Raw genomic sequence first — 17,696 nt, 5'->3', positions numbered from 1 at the left:
TGACGAGTTTTGCAAGATGCCGACGTGGTGAAATTGGTAGACACGCTATCTTGAGGGGGTAGTGGCTTAGGCTGTGCGAGTTCGAGTCTCGCCGTCGGCACCAATATGTAGAATTTGTAGGGTTTTTGCTTTATATCAAGAGTATTTGTAGTGGAATAATTGACAATTCATAGCTGTAAGAATCACCAGACGAACGACTCAGGACCATTTTGAATCTTGCTAATTACTTTCCTGTTCTGCTTTTTATCCTCGTAGGTATTGGGGTGGGATTAGTCCCCATGTTCCTCGGAAAAATTCTGGCTCCTTCGAAGCCTGATGCTGAAAAACTTTCTCCATATGAGTGTGGTTTTGAAGCTTTCGAAGATGCGCGTATGAAGTTCGACGTGCGTTACTACCTGATTGCCATTCTTTTTATTCTGTTTGACCTAGAAACTGCATTCCTATTTCCATGGGGTGTTGCTCTACGTGATATTGGCTGGTTTGGCTACGCCTCTATGGTGATCTTCCTTTTGGAATTCATTGTGGGATTTGTGTATATCTGGAAAAAGGGCGCTCTCGACTGGGAGTGATAGATATGGCATTAGAAGGCGTTCTCAAAGAAGGATTTGTTACCACTACTGCGGATCAGTTGATTAACTGGACGCGCAATGGATCTTTATGGCCGATGACCTTTGGTCTGGCTTGCTGTGCGGTCGAGATGATGCATGCAGGCGCATCCCGATACGACTTAGACCGTTTTGGCGTTGTGTTTCGTCCATCTCCGCGCCAATCTGACTTAATGATTGTTGCCGGCACCTTGTGTAACAAGATGGCGCCAGCACTTCGTAAGGTTTACGACCAAATGCCAGAGCCACGTTGGGTTATCTCGATGGGTTCTTGTGCCAATGGTGGTGGTTATTACCATAACTCCTATTCAGTAGTGCGCGGTTGTGACCGTATCGTGCCAGTTGATATTTATGTTCCTGGCTGTCCTCCAACCGCAGAAGCCTTGATTTATGGAATTATTCAGTTGCAATCCAAGATTGCGCGTACCAGCACGATCGCGCGGAAGGCATAAGCCATGTCATATCGTTTAGTCCAATTAGCAGCTAACCTCGAGAAGGTTCTTGGTAAGCGTATTCAATCTGTTCAAATTGCCTTAGGTGAAGTAACGGTGGTTGTGAATGCAGATACTTATTTTGAATCTGCCATGCTATTGCGTGATGACCCATCGCTCGCATTTGAGCAATTGATTGATTTGTGTGGCGTTGATTACCAAGACTTTCGTGATGGTGCCTGGAGCGGTCAGCGTTTTGCTGTTGTGAGTCACTTGTTGTCATTGCAACACAATTGGCGTTTGCGTCTACGTGTTTTTGCATCTGATGACGGTTATCCTTTGGTAGCTTCAATTACCCCAGTATGGAACTCGGCTAACTGGTTTGAGCGCGAAGCATTTGATCTCTACGGCATCTTATTTGAAGGTCATGATGACTTACGTCGCATCTTGACTGACTATGGCTTCATTGGACATCCATTTAGAAAAGATTTTCCTATCAGTGGCAATGTAGAAATGCGTTATGACCCAGAGTTAAAGCGCGTTGTGTATCAGCCGGTGACGATTGAGGCTCGAGAGATTACCCCACGTATTGTGCGCGAAGAGCAGTACGGAGGCCCGGTTTAAGTCATGACAAAAATTAAGAACTACACCCTCAATTTTGGCCCTCAGCATCCTGCGGCGCACGGCGTGTTACGCCTAGTGCTTGAACTTGATGGTGAAGTGATTCAGCGTGCTGATCCGCATATTGGTTTATTGCACCGCGCTACAGAAAAGTTAGCTGAGACTCGAACTTGGATTCAAAACGTTCCCTATATGGATCGCTTGGATTACGTCTCAATGATGTCCAATGAGCATGCTTATGTGATGGCCATTGAAAAGCTGTTGCAAGTGGAAGTTCCACTTCGTGCTCAATATATTCGTGTGATGTATGACGAGTTGACTCGCTTGCTTAACCACTTACTCTGGATTGGCTGTCATGGTCTGGACGTTGGTGCAATGGCAGTGTTCTTGTATGCATTCCGCGACCGTGAAGATATTTTTGATATGTACGAAGCCGTTTCAGGCGCTCGTATGCATGCTGCCTACTATCGTCCAGGCGGCGTTTATCGTGACTTGCCAGATCAAATGGCTCAATTTAGTAAGTCCAAGATTCGCAGTACATCGGCGGTTAAGCGCTTGAATGAAAATCGCAGTGGTTCTTTGCTGGATTTCATTGAGCAGTTTGCAAATGGCTTTGATGCGAACGTAGATGAATATTGCAATTTATTAACTGATAACCGTATTTGGAAACAGCGTCTAGTAAATATCGGTATCGTGACTCCTGAGCGTGCATTGCAACTAGGTTTTACTGGACCAATGTTGCGCGGCTCTGGAATCGAGTGGGATTTGCGCAGGAAGCAGCCGTACGAAGTCTATGACCGCCTTGACTTTGATATTCCGGTTGGCGTGAATGGCGATTCCTATGATCGCTATTTGGTCCGCATGGAAGAAATGCGTCAATCCAATCGAATTATTCAGCAATGCGTGGCTTGGCTAAAAGCGAATCCGGGTCCTGTAATGAGTGATAACCACAAGGTTTCTCCGCCCAAGCGTGTGGACATGAAAACCAATATGGAAGAATTGATTCACCACTTCAAACTCTTTACCGAAGGTATACACGTTCCCGATGGTGAGGCTTATTCTGCTGTTGAGCATCCAAAGGGTGAGTTTGGTATTTACTTAATTTCTGATGGTGCTAATAAGCCATATCGCATGAAGATTCGTGCACCGGGATTTGTGCATCTTTCAGCAATGGATGAAATGTCACGTGGTCATATGTTAGCTGACGCAGTGACTATTATTGGCACGCAAGATATCGTGTTCGGGGAGATTGACCGCTAATTAGGCGCGCCAAGGATTATTTAATGACAACAACTCTTCAACTATCCGATAAAACGCTGGCAGATATTGCCCGCAACGTTGCAAAATATCCTGCTGAGCAAAAGCAATCTGCCGTGATGGCTTCTTTAATTGCCGCTCAGTCCGAAGTAGGTTGGGTATCGCCCGAAGTGATTGCAACCGTTGCTCAAATTCTAGAAATGCCAACCATTGCAGTAGAAGAAGTGGCCACTTTCTACAATATGTACAACACCAAACAGATTGGTAAGTATAAGTTAGTGATTTGTACTAACTTGCCTTGCCAATTGACGCATGGTGAGACCGCAGCAAACTACTTAAAAGAAACTCTGGGTATTGGCTTTAATGAAACAACCCCGTGCGGCACCTTTACTCTGAAAGAGGGTGAGTGCATGGGCGCTTGTGGTGATTCACCAGTGATGCTTGTGAATGACAAGCGTATGTGTAGCTTTATGAGCAAAGAAAAAATTGATTCAGTCTTAAGTGAACTCCGTGCAGAAGGGAAAGTGGCATGACCAGCTTGCACGATCGCCACATTAAACCTTTGATCCTCGCTGGATTAAATGGCAATAACTGGCGTTTAAAAGATTATGAAAGTCGCGGTGGCTATCAACAGCTCCGTCGTTTAATTGATGACAAAGTAGCGCCTGATGCCATCATCGCTGAATTAAAGGCTTCATCGCTTCGTGGGCGAGGTGGTGCAGGCTTCCCAACAGGATTGAAGTGGAGCTTTATGCCGCGTCAGTTCCCGGGACAAAAATATTTAGTTTGTAATAGTGATGAAGGTGAGCCCGGTACTTTCAAAGACCGCGACATCATGCGTTACAACCCACATGCGCTGATTGAAGGCATGATTATTGGCGCATACACCATGGGCATCACCACTGGATATAACTATATCCATGGTGAAATATGGGAAGTGTATTCACGCTTTGAAGAGGCTTTAGAAGAAGCGCGTGCTGCTGGTTACCTGGGTGACAAGATTCTGGGGAGTGATTTCTCCTTCCAATTGCATGCTTCGCCAGGTTGGGGCGCATATATTTGCGGTGAAGAAACTGCATTGTTGGAATCTTTAGAGGGCAAAAAAGGCCAACCGCGCTTTAAGCCCCCATTTCCAGCTAGTTTTGGTTTGTATGGCAAGCCGACAACCATCAATAACACCGAAACATTCGCTGCTGTGCCCTTCATCTTGGCTATCGGTGGTCAAGCTTATTTAGAGCTCGGTAAGCCGAACAACGGCGGAACCAAGATTTTCTCTGTTTCTGGTGATGTAGTTCATCCTGGTAATTATGAGATCCCATTGGGCACGCCATTTGCTGAGTTATTAAAACTCGCCGGCGGTATGCGTGATGGCAAGTCCTTGAAGGCGGTTATTCCCGGTGGTTCATCTGCGCCAGTAGTTCCTGGTGCGCAGATGATGGATCTGACCATGGATTACGATAGCATTGCCAAGGCAGGCTCTATGTTGGGATCTGGGGCTGTGATCGTGATGAATGAAACGCGTTGCATGGTTCGTGCATTAGAGCGTTTGTCTTACTTCTATCACGAAGAGTCATGTGGTCAGTGCACCCCATGCCGTGAAGGTACCGGCTGGTTATATCGTATTGTGCATCGCATTGAACATGGTCAAGGACGTCCTGAGGATTTAGATTTACTCAATGACGTAGCGGCAAATATTCAAGGACGTACGATTTGTGCCTTGGGTGATGCTGCTGCAATGCCAGTACGTGGGATGTTGAAGCATTACATGGATGAATTTGCATATCACGTAGAACATAAGCGCTGCTTAGATTCTGCGCAACCTTTATAAGTTATTGAGCACGGGACATCTTAAAGTGAGCATGGTAGAAATCGAATTAGATGGTAAGACGGTAGAAGTTCCGCAAGGTTCGATGGTGATGCACGCTGCGAATAAGCTCGGCACCTACGTTCCTCATTTCTGCTATCACAAGAAATTATCTATCGCTGCTAACTGCCGTATGTGCTTGGTGGAAGTTGAGAAGGCGCCAAAGCCATTGCCTGCTTGCGCTACTCCTGTTACTCAGGGTATGAAGGTGTTTACCCATTCTGCTAAAGCAGTAGAGGCACAACGCTCAGTGATGGAATTTTTGCTCATTAATCACCCATTGGATTGCCCAATTTGTGACCAGGGTGGTGAGTGTCAATTGCAAGACTTGGCTGTTGGTTACGGTAAGTCAAACTCACGCTACAACGAAGAGAAGCGTGTTGTATTCCACAAGAATGTTGGCCCATTAATCTCTATGCAAGAGATGACCCGCTGCATTCATTGCACCCGTTGCGTCCGTTTTGGCCAAGAAGTTGCTGGCGTGATGGAGCTAGGCATGATCAATCGTGGCGAGCATTCAGAAATTACTACTTTTGTTGGGCAAACAGTGGATTCAGAGCTATCTGGGAACATGATTGATATTTGTCCTGTGGGTGCATTAACAAGTAAGCCATTCCGTTACGAGGCCCGTACCTGGGAATTAGGTCGTAAGCGTTCTGTCAGTCCACACGATAGCTTGGGTGCTAACACCACCGTGCAAACCAAGGCTAATAAAGTAATGCGTGTTGTTGCTTTGGAGAACGAAGCGATTAATGAATGCTGGATTAGCGACCGTGATCGCTTTTCATATGAAGGTTTGAATAGCGCCGACCGCGTTACTACACCAATGGTGAAGCAGGGTGGTCAGTGGCTAGAAACAGACTGGCAATCCGCATTGGATTACGTAGCCCATTCATTGAAAACAATTGCTGCTGAAAATGGTGGGGAGTCAATTGGCGCTTTAGCTCATCCAATATCCAGCATAGAAGAGCTACACCTCTTGCAAAAATTAGTTCGCGGTTTGGGTTCCCATCAAGTTGAAACACGTTTACGGCAAATAGACGTCAAGGCTGCCGCAAGTGCGCCTTGGCTAGGTATGCCAATTACCAAGTTAAGCGAACTAGATCGCGTTCTCATCATCGGCAGCTTCTTGCGTAAGGACCAACCTGTTATTTCAGCGCGTATTCGGACTGCTGCTAAGCGTAGCTTACAAGTGATGCGTATTGATGCTGGTGGCGATGATTGGCTCATTCCAAGCGGCGGTATTTCTACTGAACCAAGTATTTGGCTAAATGCCTTGAGTGAAGTCGCTCTAGCCGTAGCAAATGCAAAATCGGTTTCCGCTCCTGGAGGTACTGCTAATTTGCCAGTTTCCCCAGCAGCACAGAAGATTGCTGATAGCTTAATTTCTGGCTCAAGCAAAGCCGTGCTCCTAGGATCAGCCGCAATTGCACATCAACATTCCTCAGATTTGCATGTCATGGCGCAATTTATTGCTGAACAAACTGGTGCTACTCTCGGTTTCTTACCTGTGGGTGGTAATGCTGTCGGCGCTGCATTAGTCAATGCAAATGGTGCCGGGGTCGAAAGCGTTCTGTCTGGTGATCGCCGTGCTGTCTTCTTGATGAACATCGAGCCGGATGCTGATTTACCTGATCCCGCCAAGGCGCGAGCAGCCCTAGCTAAAGCCAATACAGTGATTGCACTGAGTGCTTACAAGAATTCTGATTTGCTGGAGGTAGCGGATGTCATTTTGCCGATCACACCATTTACTGAAACAGTTTCAACCTTTGTGAATGCTGAAGGTAGAGCGCAAACGGTACAGCCTTCAGTGAAGCCTTTGGGCGACTCCCGTCCAGCATGGAAAGTCTTGCGTGCACTTGGTAGCCTCTTAAATCTGGATGGTTTCTTATTCAACTTGCCTGAAGAGGTTTTAGGTGAGGCTCTCAGAGAAAACTATTGCACTCTTTTAAACAATAAAGCCACAAGTTACTCTATTGTGAATGGCAACCTTGCACCATCTAATTGTCTTGAGCGCTTAGCTGACGTGAATATTTATGCTGGCGACTCAATTGTGCGTCGTTCAACTGCATTGCAATTAACGCGCGATGCAAAACGTGGCAATCAGGCCGGTTTAAGTCAAAAGTTATTTGCAGAACTGGGTTTGAACGAGGGTGATGCAGTACGCGTCACTCAAGGTAATCATTCTGTGGATATGCCAGCAACATTAGAGGCGAATCTAGCACCTGGTGCCGTCAGAATATCTGCTGGCACCATGGCTAGCGCGAAATTGGGATCGATGTTTGGTCCTATTACTGTTAGCAAGATATAAGGTAAGAGATGGATAATTTCTTGAACCTCATCACCACTCAGGGAGAAGCTTTCTTTGGTTCTCTATGGCCACTGGTTTGGGCATTAGTACGCATTGTGATCATCGTATTACCCATGTTTGCTTGTGTAGCCTATTTAACCCTCTGGGAGAGAAAGTTAATTGGCTGGATGCATATTCGTCTTGGACCAAATCGTGTTGGTCCATTAGGTTTGTTGCAGCCGATTGCCGATGCATTGAAACTCCTGATGAAGGAGATTATTGCTCCTGCTCAGGCTTCAAAGGTTCTGTACTTTATTGCACCAATTATGGTGATCATGCCTGCGTTTGCAGCATGGGCGGTAGTTCCTTTCCAGGCCAAAATGGTTCTTGCAGATGTGAATGCTGGCCTGCTTTACATTATGGCGATTTCATCAATTGGTGTTTACGGCGTCATTCTTGCTGGTTGGTCCTCTAATTCAAAATATCCATTCTTAGGCGCAATGCGTGCATCAGCGCAGATGATCTCTTATGAGATTGCGATGGGATTTGCTTTGGTCACTGTATTGCTGACTTCTGGCTCTTTAAATCTGAGTGCGATTGTTGCGTCCCAAGAGCAGGGCCTATTTGCAAGTATGGGATTGAATTTCCTATCCTGGAACTGGTTGCCATTGCTGCCAATGTTCTTGATTTACTTCATTTCTGGTGTTGCAGAAACCAACCGACACCCATTTGATGTGGTTGAAGGGGAGTCTGAAATTGTTGCCGGGCATATGGTTGAGTATTCAGGAATGTCTTTTGCGATGTTCTTCCTGGCTGAATATGCCAATATGATCTTGATTGCAGCAGTAGCTTCAATTATGTTTTTAGGCGGTTGGTTGCCGATTCTGGATTTGCCTATCTTGCGTGATATTCCTGGTTTCTTTTGGTTATTTGGCAAAACCTTCTTCCTCTTGTCTTGCGTTATTTGGTTGCGCGCGACTTTACCGCGCTATCGCTACGATCAAATCATGCGCTTGGGCTGGAAGATTTTTATCCCCATCTCAGTATTTTGGGTGGTTGTTGTTGGCGCATGGGTTGTTTCTCCATGGAATATTTGGAAATAAGTTGATCAATCATGTTTAAGAAAATTTCCCAATTCCTCGATAGCTTGATGCTCAAAGATATCTTGACTGGTATGTCTATTACTGGTCGCTATCTCTTCAAGCCAAAAATCACTATTCAATACCCAGAAGAGAAGACTCCGCTTTCACCACGTTTTCGCGGGTTGCATGCCTTACGTCGCTATGAAAATGGTGAAGAGCGTTGTATTGGCTGTAAATTGTGTGAAGCCGTATGTCCTGCTTATGCAATTACCATTGAAACAGCCCAGCGCGATGACGGAACCCGTCGCACAACCCGCTATGACATCGATTTAACTAAATGTATTTTCTGCGGTTTCTGTGAAGAGGCTTGTCCTGTTGATGCAATTGTAGAAACCAATATTTTTGAATACTTTGGCGATAAGCGTGGTGACCTTTACTTCACAAAAGATATGCTTTTAGCTGTAGGTGATCAGTATGAAACTGATATTGCAGCCAATCGTGCAATCGATGCACCTTACCGCTAATCGGATAGAGCACACATCACTATGACATTTGATCCAGCCACTTTATTTGCTATCTTTTTTTACGGATTTGCAGGCCTATTGGTGATTTCTGCGATTCGGGTGATTACCGCTCGTAACCCTGTGCATGCCGCATTGTTTCTAGTCTTATCTTTTTTCTGCGCTTCTGGCCTTTGGATGCTGCTGAAGGCTGAATTTTTAAGCTTGGCACTTATCTTGGTTTATGTTGGCGCTGTGATGGTTCTGTTCCTCTTCGTCGTCATGATGTTGGATCTTGATTTAGAACATTTACGCCGCGATTTTAGAAAATTCTTACCAGTGGCTTTCTTGATGGGTGCTGTGATTGTCCTAGAGTTATCAATTGTGATCATACGCAGCTTTATCGGCACCAATGCGCCTGTGCAGCCAATGCCAGAAGAGGTTGCCGCTAACAATACTTTGGCTTTAGGTAGATTAATTTTCGTTGATTATGTTTATGCCTTTGAAGTGGCTGGCGTGATTTTATTGGTTGCCATTATTGCTGCTGTTGCTCTGACCTTGCGTAATCGCAAAGATTCCAAATCGCAAAACATCCATGAGCAAGTGAATGTGGTTGCCGCTGACCGGATGCGTGTTGTCAAAATGGACTCCGATATTGCTGCAAAGCAAGATACTAGAGGGGAGAAGAAATGAATATCACCCTAGCTCACTACTTAGTACTTGGTGCAATCCTATTTGCAACCAGCGTGATTGGTATTTTCTTGAATCGTAAGAACGTCATTGTGCTCTTGATGGCAATTGAACTGATGTTACTTGCTGTCAATATGAACTTTGTTGCCTTCTCTCATTACTTGGGTGATATGGCAGGTCAAGTATTCGTATTCTTTATTTTGACTGTGGCAGCTGCAGAGGCAGCTATCGGTTTGGCAATCTTGGTTGTGCTCTTCCGTAAGGTTGACACCATTAATGCCGAAGATCTTGACCACCTAAAAGGCTAGTCATGCAATTGACCTTAAACATTCCCGTTCTCTGTGCCATTCCTTTGGCGCCATTGTTTGGCTCCATGATTGCTGGCTTCTTTGGTACCAAATTAGGCGGTAATCGCATTGGTCATGGCGCTTGCCAATTCGTCACCATCTTGGGTGTGGCAATTGCATTTGCTTTGTCTTGCAATGTATTGGCCCAGGTAATGGATGGTTTCTATTTCAACGGGACTGTATATCGCTGGATGCAGTTAGGCGAATTAAACCTGGATATTGGTTTCTTAATTGATCCATTGACAGCTACCATGATGTGCGTGGTGACCTTTGTGTCTCTCATGGTTCATATCTATACCATTGGTTATATGCGCGGTGAAGAGGGCTATAACCGTTTCTTCTCCTATATTTCTTTATTTACCTTCGCCATGCTGATGCTGGTAATGAGTAATAATCTCTTGCAACTCTTCTTTGGCTGGGAAGCGGTGGGTGTGGTCTCATACCTCTTAATTGGTTTCTACTTTGAACGCCAATCTGCTGTGTTTGCCAATATGAAGGCCTTCCTGGTAAACCGAGTTGGTGATTTCGGATTCATTTTAGGGATTGGCTTGTTACTGGCTAGCACAGGCTCTATGCAATACGATGTGATCTTTTCTCAAAATACGGCTTTAGCGGCACAGACATTGCCAGGTACTAGCTGGAACTTAGTCACCGTAGTTTGCATCTGCTTATTTATTGGTGCGATGGGCAAATCAGCACAATTCCCATTGCATGTTTGGCTGCCAGACTCCATGGAAGGCCCAACCCCAATTTCTGCATTGATTCACGCGGCAACAATGGTTACCGCAGGCATCTTCATGGTGTCACGCATGTCCCCATTATTTGAACTTTCTGATGTTGCTCTGAGTTTCATCCTGGTAATCGGTTCAATTACAGCCCTATTTATGGGATTCTTAGGTATCGTGCAAAACGATATCAAACGTGTAGTTGCTTATTCGACTCTGTCTCAATTAGGTTATATGACGGTAGCGCTTGGTGTATCAGCTTATCCAGTAGCGATCTTCCATTTAATGACTCATGCATTCTTTAAGGCGCTGCTGTTCCTTGCCGCTGGTAGCGTGATTTTGGGTATGCACCATGAACAAGATATGCGGAAGATGGGCGGACTTTGGAAATATATGCCACTTACTTGCCTCATGATGTTGCTGGGTAATTTGGCCCTAATCGGAACACCGTTCTTTTCGGGTTTCTATTCCAAAGATTCTATTATTGAAGCGGTTGCCGCTAGCCATATTCCAGGCTCAGGTTTTGCTTACTTTGCGGTGATGGCTAGCGTCTTCGTCACAGCGTTGTATTCATTCCGTTTGTACTTTTGGGTATTTCACGGTAAAGCCCGTTGGGGTCACGCAGATTCGCACGCACATGATCACCATGCTCACGCAGAACAGGGTGACGACCACGCTCATCATGGTTTAGCACCAGGCGAAAAGCCACATGAATCCCCAGCGGTGGTAACCATACCCTTGATTCTCTTGGCGATCCCTTCTGTGATTATCGGTTTCTACACCATTACTCCTCTCTTATTCGGCACATATTTCGGTGACTCCATCTTTATTGATGTAGTGCGTCATCCGATCATGAAAGAACTCGAAGATGAGTTCCATGGCCCTATAGCTATGGCAATCCATGCATTTACATCACCAGTACTTTTATTGGTTGTGCTTGGTGTATTGACTGCCGCAATTGGCTATCTTTGGGCTCCAAAGCTGCCGGCCAAGTTTGCAGAAGCTTTCGCTCCAATTAAAAAATTATTTGATAACAAATACTATCTCGATGATTTGAATCAAGCAGTATTTGCCAAAGGCCTGATTTGGATCGGTAGTTTCTTATGGCACCGTGGTGACCAGAAGGTGATTGACGGCTTCTTTGTTAATGGCAGCGCCCACATAGTAGGGCGTTTTGCCGGCGTAATTCGCCATTTGCAATCCGGTTATCTTTATCACTATGCCTTTGCAATGATTGCAGGCTTAGCGTTATTGTTAGCTTGGGTTTTGTATGCTTACCTGCCTTTTGTTCGCTAGGCCTTTGTTACTTAAGTAGCCATCATGATTCTTTCTTACGCCATCTGGACCCCGATTGTTTTTGGACTCATTATTTTGTTCTATGGGTCTGAGAAACCTTCAGCGGGAGTCCGCTGGTTAGCCCTGATCGGCTCAATCATCGGTTTCATTGCAACACTACCTCTCATCATTCAATTTGATATTGCCAATCCAGGCATGCAGTTTGTTGAGAAGCTCAGTTGGATTCCACGTTACGACATTAACTATTACCTCGGTATCGACGGTATCTCAGTTTGGTTCATCGTACTCACTGCATTCATTAATATTTTTGTGGTGATTGCAGCATGGGAAGTAATTGATACCAAGGTATCGCAGTACATGGCCTCTTTCATGATCCTTTCAGGCTTAATGATTGGCGTATTTTGTGCGCTTGATGCTTTATTGTTCTATGTCTTCTTTGAAGCAACTTTGATTCCGATGTACATCATCATTGGCGTATGGGGCGGACACAACCGCATTTATGCTGCATTTAAATTCTTCTTGTACACCTTGCTTGGCTCACTACTCACTTTGGTCGCCATGCTTTATTTGTACAACGTCACCAATAGCTTTGATATCTTGGTCTGGCAAAATGCCCGTCTTGATATCGTTGAGCAAATTTTATTGTTCTTCGCTTTCTTCATGGCATTTGCTGTGAAGGTACCAATGTGGCCATTACACACTTGGTTACCAGACGTTCACGTGGAGGCGCCTACTGGTGGCTCCGTTGTCTTGGCAGCGATTATGTTGAAGCTAGGTGCTTATGGCTTCCTACGCTTCTCCTTGCCGATTGCTCCAGATGCAAGCCAATATCTTGGCCCGTTTGTAATCTTCTTGTCTTTAGTGGCGGTCATTTATGTTGGTGCAGTGGCCTTAGTCCAAAAGGATATGAAAAAACTTGTAGCGTATTCATCTGTTGCCCACATGGGCTTCGTTACACTAGGTTTCTTCCTTTTTAGCCCATTAGGCATTGAGGGCGGAATTGTGCAAATGATTTCACATGGCTTTGTAGCTGGCGCCATGTTCCTGTCGATTGGTGTGCTCTATGACCGCATGCATACTCGTCAGATTGCGGATTACGGTGGTGTAGTGCATCGCATGCCTGCGTTTACTGCGTTTGCGGTATTGATGGCAATGGCGAACTGTGGTCTACCAGCTACCTCAGGATTTGTTGGTGAGTTCATGGTCATCTTGGCAGCCGTGGATTATGACTTTTTGATTGGTATCTTGGCTGCAACTGCTTTGATTCTTGGTGCAGCGTATTCGTTGTGGATGGTCAAACGTGTTTTCTTTGGCGCCATCGCCAACGCTCATGTTGAGGCATTAAAAGACCTCAATGCCCGAGAATATTTCATGATGACTGTATTAACGATCTGTGTGATTGGTATGGGTGTTTATCCAAAACCATTTACAGACATCATTCATCCTGCCGTGATTAATCTGCTACAGCATGTTGCTGTGAGCAAACTCTGAGTAAAAGCAAATGCAAGCATTCGACCTATACGCCGTCCTGCCGGAACTCGTTTTACTTGTTGTAACCTGCTTATTGTTGGTTGCTAGCGTTTATGTTCCCGAGAGAGTGATATCTACTCCTGGTGTAGAGCAAGATATTTTCCACACTCCGCGTGGAGTTGGCTTTGTATATTTCTTCTCGATTATCTTGTTGGTTTATTTGATTTTTGCATTCATTGGTCGCATGGGAGATCCAGCGCTCATAGCAATGAATGGCCTGTTTCAATCTGATCCATTTTCAAATTTGCTTAAAGCGTGTTCTTGCGTTGCAGTATTGGTCAGTTTGATTTACTCAAAGCAATACCTCACTGATCGCGCGATGTTCCGCCCAGACTTTATTGTTCTGGCCTTGTTGGCGCTCTTGGGCCAAATGGTCTTGATTTCTGGGGCAAACCTCTTAACCTTGTATCTTGGTTTGGAATTGATGGCTTTGCCAACCTATGCACTAGTAGCGATGCGTCATAGCAATGAAAAAAGTGTAGAAGCAGGTATTAAGTATTTTGTTTTGGGTGCCTTGGCCTCAGGATTCTTGCTCTATGGTATGTCTATGCTTTATGGCGTTACTGGCTCTTTAGACCTAATCGAAATCTTTAAAACAGTTGCTGATCCTCGTGTAAATCATTTGGTGATGGCTTTCGGCTTGGTTTTCATTGTTGCTGGTTTGGCTTTTAAGCTTGGCGTAGTCCCTTTTCACATGTGGGTTCCGGATGTGTATGAAGGTGCGCCAACGGCAGTGACCCTCATGATTGCTGCGGCACCTAAGCTCGCTGCATTTGCATTGTTATTCCGTTTATTGGTTAACACCTTATTGCCACTCTTAGGTGATTGGCAGCCCATGCTTGTATTGCTAGCGGTATTGTCCCTGGTGCTTGGTAACGTTACTGCAATTGCGCAAACAAACGTGAAACGGATGCTGGCATACTCCGCAATTGCGCAAATGGGCTTCGTCCTCTTGGGTATGTTATCTGTATTTGATGAACACGCTTTTAGCGCCTCGATGTTTTATGCTATTACCTATGTATTAACAACCCTGGGTACATTTGGTCTATTGATGGCGCTCTCTCGCAAAGGGTATGACTGCGAGACTTTGGATGGGCTTAAAGGTTTGAACAAGAGGCATCCATGGTTTGCATTTATTGGCCTTGTGATGATGTTCTCTTTGGCTGGTATTCCGCCAACCGTTGGTTTTGCTGCTAAATTGGGCGTACTAGAAGCATTGGTTGATGCTGAGCATACATTCTTGGCGGTCATTGCCGTTATGGCTTCTTTGATTGGCGCCTTCTATTACCTGCGAGTAGTGAAGGTAATGTACTTTGATGAACCATTGCATGAGACTAGCGTTAGTGGCTCTGGCTTTGCTAAGGGAATCCTAAGTCTGAATTGCATCTTGGTATTGGCGCTCGGTATTGTTCCCTCGGGATTAATGAGCCTTTGCCTTGATGCGATGCGCCGGACATTGTTGGGCTCTTAAATTGCTAAGCTAGCTCTAATAAAGGCTCCAATATGGAGCCTTTATTGTTTTAAGTTTCCTGGCTAGACAGCAATCTAAATGACACGTAACTTTTGTATGATTAGCCAGTACTCATAGATGAAAGCTTGATTCAATGACCGAAAAATCATTTAAAGATTTGCCAAGTAGCGATCAACATTTGCGTGAAGAGCGAATTTCAGGGGAAGATATTTACGGCGGTATCTTCCTGAATATGAAGAGGGACAAAGTTTCATTGCCCGATGGACAAGAAGCGGTTCGAGAATATTTAACGCATCCTGGAGCAGTAGCGATTCTAGCCATATTGGACGATGGTAGAGTCCTCTTGGAGCGTCAATACCGTTACCCAATCGCTAAGACTTGTATCGAGATTCCTGCAGGTAAACTGGATCCAAATGAAAACCCTTTGGTTTGTGCGCAGCGAGAGCTTGAAGAAGAAACTGGCTACTCAGCGAAAAAATGGAGTTATATACGTCGCATTCATCCAGTCATTTCTTATTCAACAGAATTCATTGATATCTATTTAGCTGAAGGTCTTGAGCCGGGTTCCAGTCACTTAGATGAAGAAGAGTTTTTGGACGTCTTTGCAGCACCCCTGGAGCAGCTTCTCTCCTGGGTAGAAGAAGGTGAGATCACAGACGTTAAAACCACCATTGCTGTTTACTGGCTAGATCGCTATCGTCGCGGTTTAATTAGCCCTGAGCCGATTCAATAGGATTTGTGCAAACCCGATTAAAATAGGGGTATTGAATTTAGCACTTTTGCCCTTATATAGGTTTTATGAAAGTTTACAACCTCGCTTGCCCTTTGGATCATCGCTTTGAAGGGTGGTTTGCCTCAGAAGAAGATTGTCTTGCTCAACAGGATAAGGGAATGCTTGCCTGCCCAGTGTGTGACAGCACAGAGATTACTCGGATGCCGTCTGCCCCTCATATTGCCAAATCTTCCTCTACAGAGCTAACAGTATCTAAGGCGGATACTGTTAGCGTCAGCGGTGATGTTGTTGCTTTAACTGGCTCAGACCATTCTCATTTGGAAGCCCAGGTTCAGGCCGCCTTCTTGAAGGGTATGCGTGAGTTAATGGGTCGCTCCGAGGATGTTGGCAATTCTTTTGCTGAAGAGGCCAGAAAGATTCACTATAAAGAATCTCCCGAGCGCAGCATTCGCGGTCAAACTACGCTTGATGAAGCTGAGGCTTTAAGGGAAGAGGGTATTGATATTTTGGCCATGCCAATGATGCCTGCATTCAAAAACACACTGCAATAACAAGAGCTGTAAAAATTACGGTTAAAAAAATAGCGATCCGAAGATCGCTATTTTTATTGGCACTGAAGCAGGATGATTATTTTGAAGTTGGCATCACAAACTCTGCGCCTTTGGCAATGCTCTCTGGCCAACGTTGCATCACACTCTTTTGCTTGGTGTAGAAACGAACACCTTCTTTGCCGTAAGCATTCATATCACCAAAGATGGATTTTTTCCAACCACCAAAGCCATGCCATGCCATGGGTACTGGAATAGGTACGTTGATGCCAACCATGCCAACTTGTACACGACGCGCAAATTCACGGGCGATGTTGCCATCACTGGTAAAGCATGCGACACCATTGCCAAATTCACAGGAGTTGACTAGATTCAGTGCGTCAGTAAAGTTTGCGACTCGCAAGCAGGAGAGCACTGGACCAAAGATTTCTTCAAGGTAAATCTTCATGTCTGGTTTAACGTTGTCAAATAATGTGCCGCCAATAAAAAATCCATCTTCATTGTCAGGCACCTTTAGACCGCGGCCATCCACTAAGAGTTTTGCGCCCGAAGCCACGCCACTGTCGATATAGCCGGTAATACGCTCTAAAGCTGCTTTGCTCACAATTGGACCCATTTCGGCATCCAGCTCCATGCCGTTCTTGACCTTCAGCGTCTTGGTGCGCTCAATGAGTTTTGGCATGATCTTATCGGCAACGTCGCCAACCAAAACAGCAACTGAGATTGCCATGCAGCGTTCGCCTGCAGAACCGTAGGCAGCGCCAACGAGGGCATCAATTGCTTTATCAATATCGGCATCTGGCATGATGACCATATGGTTCTTGGCACCACCTAAAGCCTGAGAGCGTTTGCCGAAGTGTGCGCAACGTTCATAAATGTAATTGGCAATCGGGGTAGAGCCAACAAAGCTGACCGCTTTAACATCTGGGTTCTCAATCAAGGCATCCACTGCTTCTTTGTCACCCTGAACGACGTTAAATACACCATCCGGTAAACCAGCCTCTTTAAGGAGCTTAGCCATAAATAATGATGCTGATGGATCAGTAGGGCTTGGTTTTAGGATAAAGGTATTGCCACAGGCAATGGCCACTGGAAACATCCACATTGGTACCATGACTGGGAAGTTAAATGGCGTGATGCCAGCAACTACACCCAATGGCTGGCGCATGATCCAGTTATCGATATCAGTAGACACTTGTTCGGTGTAATCACCTTTCAACAGCTCTGGAATGCCAGTAGCAAATTCTAGTATTTCAATACCACGGGTAACTTCGCCCTGAGCATCTGTAAATACTTTGCCGTGTTCTGCAGTAATAATGGCTGCTAACGCATCGCGATTGGCATTGAGCAACTCTAGGTATTTGAAAAGGATGCGTGCGCGGCGCAATGGGCTGGTTTGCCCCCAGGTTTCAAAAGCCTTTTGTGCAACCGCTACAACTGCGTCTACTTCTTTTCGGCTTGCTAAAGCAACACGTCGTGCTACGGCCCCTTTGGCGGGGTTATAAACATCAGCAAAGCGACCATCTTTTGGGTTCACTACATTGCCGCCAACATAGTGGCCAATATCTGCTTTTGAATCAAAGGCTTGGGGTGCGTTCATAGTCTCTTGAGTGGTATAAATTCTTCGGTTTTAAGTTACTAAAGCTAGCGGACCGATGGGTCAGCGGGCCTTCCTTGTCTTGTATATTCAGCTTTTTGAGTATTCT

Annotated in this window: 17 protein-coding genes and 1 tRNA gene; 17 read left to right on the top strand and 1 reads right to left on the bottom strand. The window is 45.4% G+C overall.

Annotated features, from left to right (window positions below):
• Window positions 1–18 precede the first annotated feature (18 nt).
• From C2740_RS05070 to C2740_RS04990, 17 genes are all read left to right on the top strand, one after another.
• Window positions 19–103: transfer RNA gene (locus C2740_RS05070), tRNA-Leu, on the top strand.
• A 106-nt stretch (window positions 104–209) separates the two neighbouring features.
• Window positions 210–569 carry an NADH-quinone oxidoreductase subunit A gene (locus tag C2740_RS05065; protein WP_011902892.1) on the top strand — a complete coding sequence of 120 codons (360 nt, stop codon included), beginning with the start codon at window positions 210–212 and terminating at the stop codon, window positions 567–569.
• A gap of 5 nt (window positions 570–574) precedes the next feature.
• A complete protein-coding gene (locus C2740_RS05060) occupies window positions 575–1,057 on the top strand; it encodes an NADH-quinone oxidoreductase subunit B family protein (RefSeq protein WP_011902891.1) in 483 nt (160 codons plus the stop codon).
• A gap of 3 nt (window positions 1,058–1,060) precedes the next feature.
• Window positions 1,061–1,660, top strand: coding sequence for an NADH-quinone oxidoreductase subunit C (locus tag C2740_RS05055; RefSeq protein WP_215291995.1), 600 nt, complete (start codon window positions 1,061–1,063; stop codon window positions 1,658–1,660).
• Window positions 1,661–1,663: 3 nt separating this feature from the next.
• Entirely contained in the window at window positions 1,664–2,917 is a 1,254-nt protein-coding gene (locus C2740_RS05050; protein ID WP_215291994.1) for an NADH-quinone oxidoreductase subunit D, read from the top strand.
• 23 nt (window positions 2,918–2,940) lie between these two features.
• On the top strand, window positions 2,941–3,447 hold the full coding sequence (nuoE, locus tag C2740_RS05045) for an NADH-quinone oxidoreductase subunit NuoE (protein ID WP_215291993.1): 507 nt from the start codon (window positions 2,941–2,943) through the stop codon (window positions 3,445–3,447).
• Window positions 3,444–4,742, top strand: coding sequence for an NADH-quinone oxidoreductase subunit NuoF (gene nuoF, locus C2740_RS05040; RefSeq protein ID WP_215291992.1), 1,299 nt, complete (start codon window positions 3,444–3,446; stop codon window positions 4,740–4,742). Before nuoE ends, nuoF begins: the two co-directional genes overlap by 4 nt.
• A 31-nt stretch (window positions 4,743–4,773) precedes the next feature.
• Window positions 4,774–7,089, top strand: coding sequence for an NADH-quinone oxidoreductase subunit NuoG (gene nuoG, locus C2740_RS05035; RefSeq protein ID WP_215294324.1), 2,316 nt, complete (start codon window positions 4,774–4,776; stop codon window positions 7,087–7,089).
• Window positions 7,090–7,097: 8 nt separating this feature from the next.
• Window positions 7,098–8,171 (top strand): NADH-quinone oxidoreductase subunit NuoH, encoded by a 1,074-nt coding sequence (gene nuoH, locus C2740_RS05030; protein WP_215291991.1) that lies wholly within the window; start codon window positions 7,098–7,100, stop codon window positions 8,169–8,171.
• Window positions 8,172–8,182: 11 nt separating this feature from the next.
• Window positions 8,183–8,674, top strand: a complete 492-nt coding sequence (gene nuoI / locus C2740_RS05025) for an NADH-quinone oxidoreductase subunit NuoI (RefSeq protein ID WP_215291990.1) — start codon at window positions 8,183–8,185, stop codon at window positions 8,672–8,674.
• Window positions 8,675–8,695: 21 nt separating this feature from the next.
• A complete protein-coding gene (locus C2740_RS05020; RefSeq protein WP_215291989.1) occupies window positions 8,696–9,343 on the top strand; it encodes an NADH-quinone oxidoreductase subunit J in 648 nt (215 codons plus the stop codon).
• Window positions 9,340–9,648 (top strand): NADH-quinone oxidoreductase subunit NuoK, encoded by a 309-nt coding sequence (gene nuoK, locus C2740_RS05015; protein WP_215291988.1) that lies wholly within the window; start codon window positions 9,340–9,342, stop codon window positions 9,646–9,648. The genes C2740_RS05020 and nuoK overlap by 4 nt, the downstream gene beginning before the upstream one ends.
• A gap of 2 nt (window positions 9,649–9,650) precedes the next feature.
• On the top strand, window positions 9,651–11,708 hold the full coding sequence (nuoL, locus tag C2740_RS05010; RefSeq protein ID WP_215291987.1) for an NADH-quinone oxidoreductase subunit L: 2,058 nt from the start codon (window positions 9,651–9,653) through the stop codon (window positions 11,706–11,708).
• A 24-nt stretch (window positions 11,709–11,732) separates the two neighbouring features.
• A complete protein-coding gene (locus C2740_RS05005; protein ID WP_215291986.1) occupies window positions 11,733–13,199 on the top strand; it encodes an NADH-quinone oxidoreductase subunit M in 1,467 nt (488 codons plus the stop codon).
• 10 nt (window positions 13,200–13,209) lie between these two features.
• A complete protein-coding gene (gene nuoN / locus C2740_RS05000; protein WP_215291985.1) occupies window positions 13,210–14,709 on the top strand; it encodes an NADH-quinone oxidoreductase subunit NuoN in 1,500 nt (499 codons plus the stop codon).
• Window positions 14,710–14,842: 133 nt separating this feature from the next.
• Window positions 14,843–15,442, top strand: coding sequence for an NUDIX domain-containing protein (locus C2740_RS04995; protein ID WP_215291984.1), 600 nt, complete (start codon window positions 14,843–14,845; stop codon window positions 15,440–15,442).
• Window positions 15,443–15,507: 65 nt separating this feature from the next.
• The gene (locus C2740_RS04990) at window positions 15,508–15,993 is read left to right on the top strand and encodes a DUF1178 family protein (RefSeq protein WP_215291983.1); all 486 of its coding nucleotides are present in this window, start codon (window positions 15,508–15,510) and stop codon (window positions 15,991–15,993) included.
• 76 nt (window positions 15,994–16,069) lie between these two features.
• On the opposite strand, the gene C2740_RS04985 is transcribed toward C2740_RS04990, so the two are convergent.
• Window positions 16,070–17,590, bottom strand: coding sequence for a CoA-acylating methylmalonate-semialdehyde dehydrogenase (locus tag C2740_RS04985; RefSeq protein ID WP_215291982.1), 1,521 nt, complete (start codon window positions 17,588–17,590; stop codon window positions 16,070–16,072).
• Between the last annotated feature and the right edge of the window lie 106 nt (window positions 17,591–17,696).

Source organism: Polynucleobacter sp. MG-5-Ahmo-C2, assembly GCF_018687735.1.
Taxonomy (GTDB): Bacteria; Pseudomonadota; Gammaproteobacteria; order Burkholderiales; family Burkholderiaceae; genus Polynucleobacter.
The sequence above is the reverse complement of the archived record's forward strand: the minus strand, read 5'-3'. Positions and strand labels throughout refer to the sequence as shown.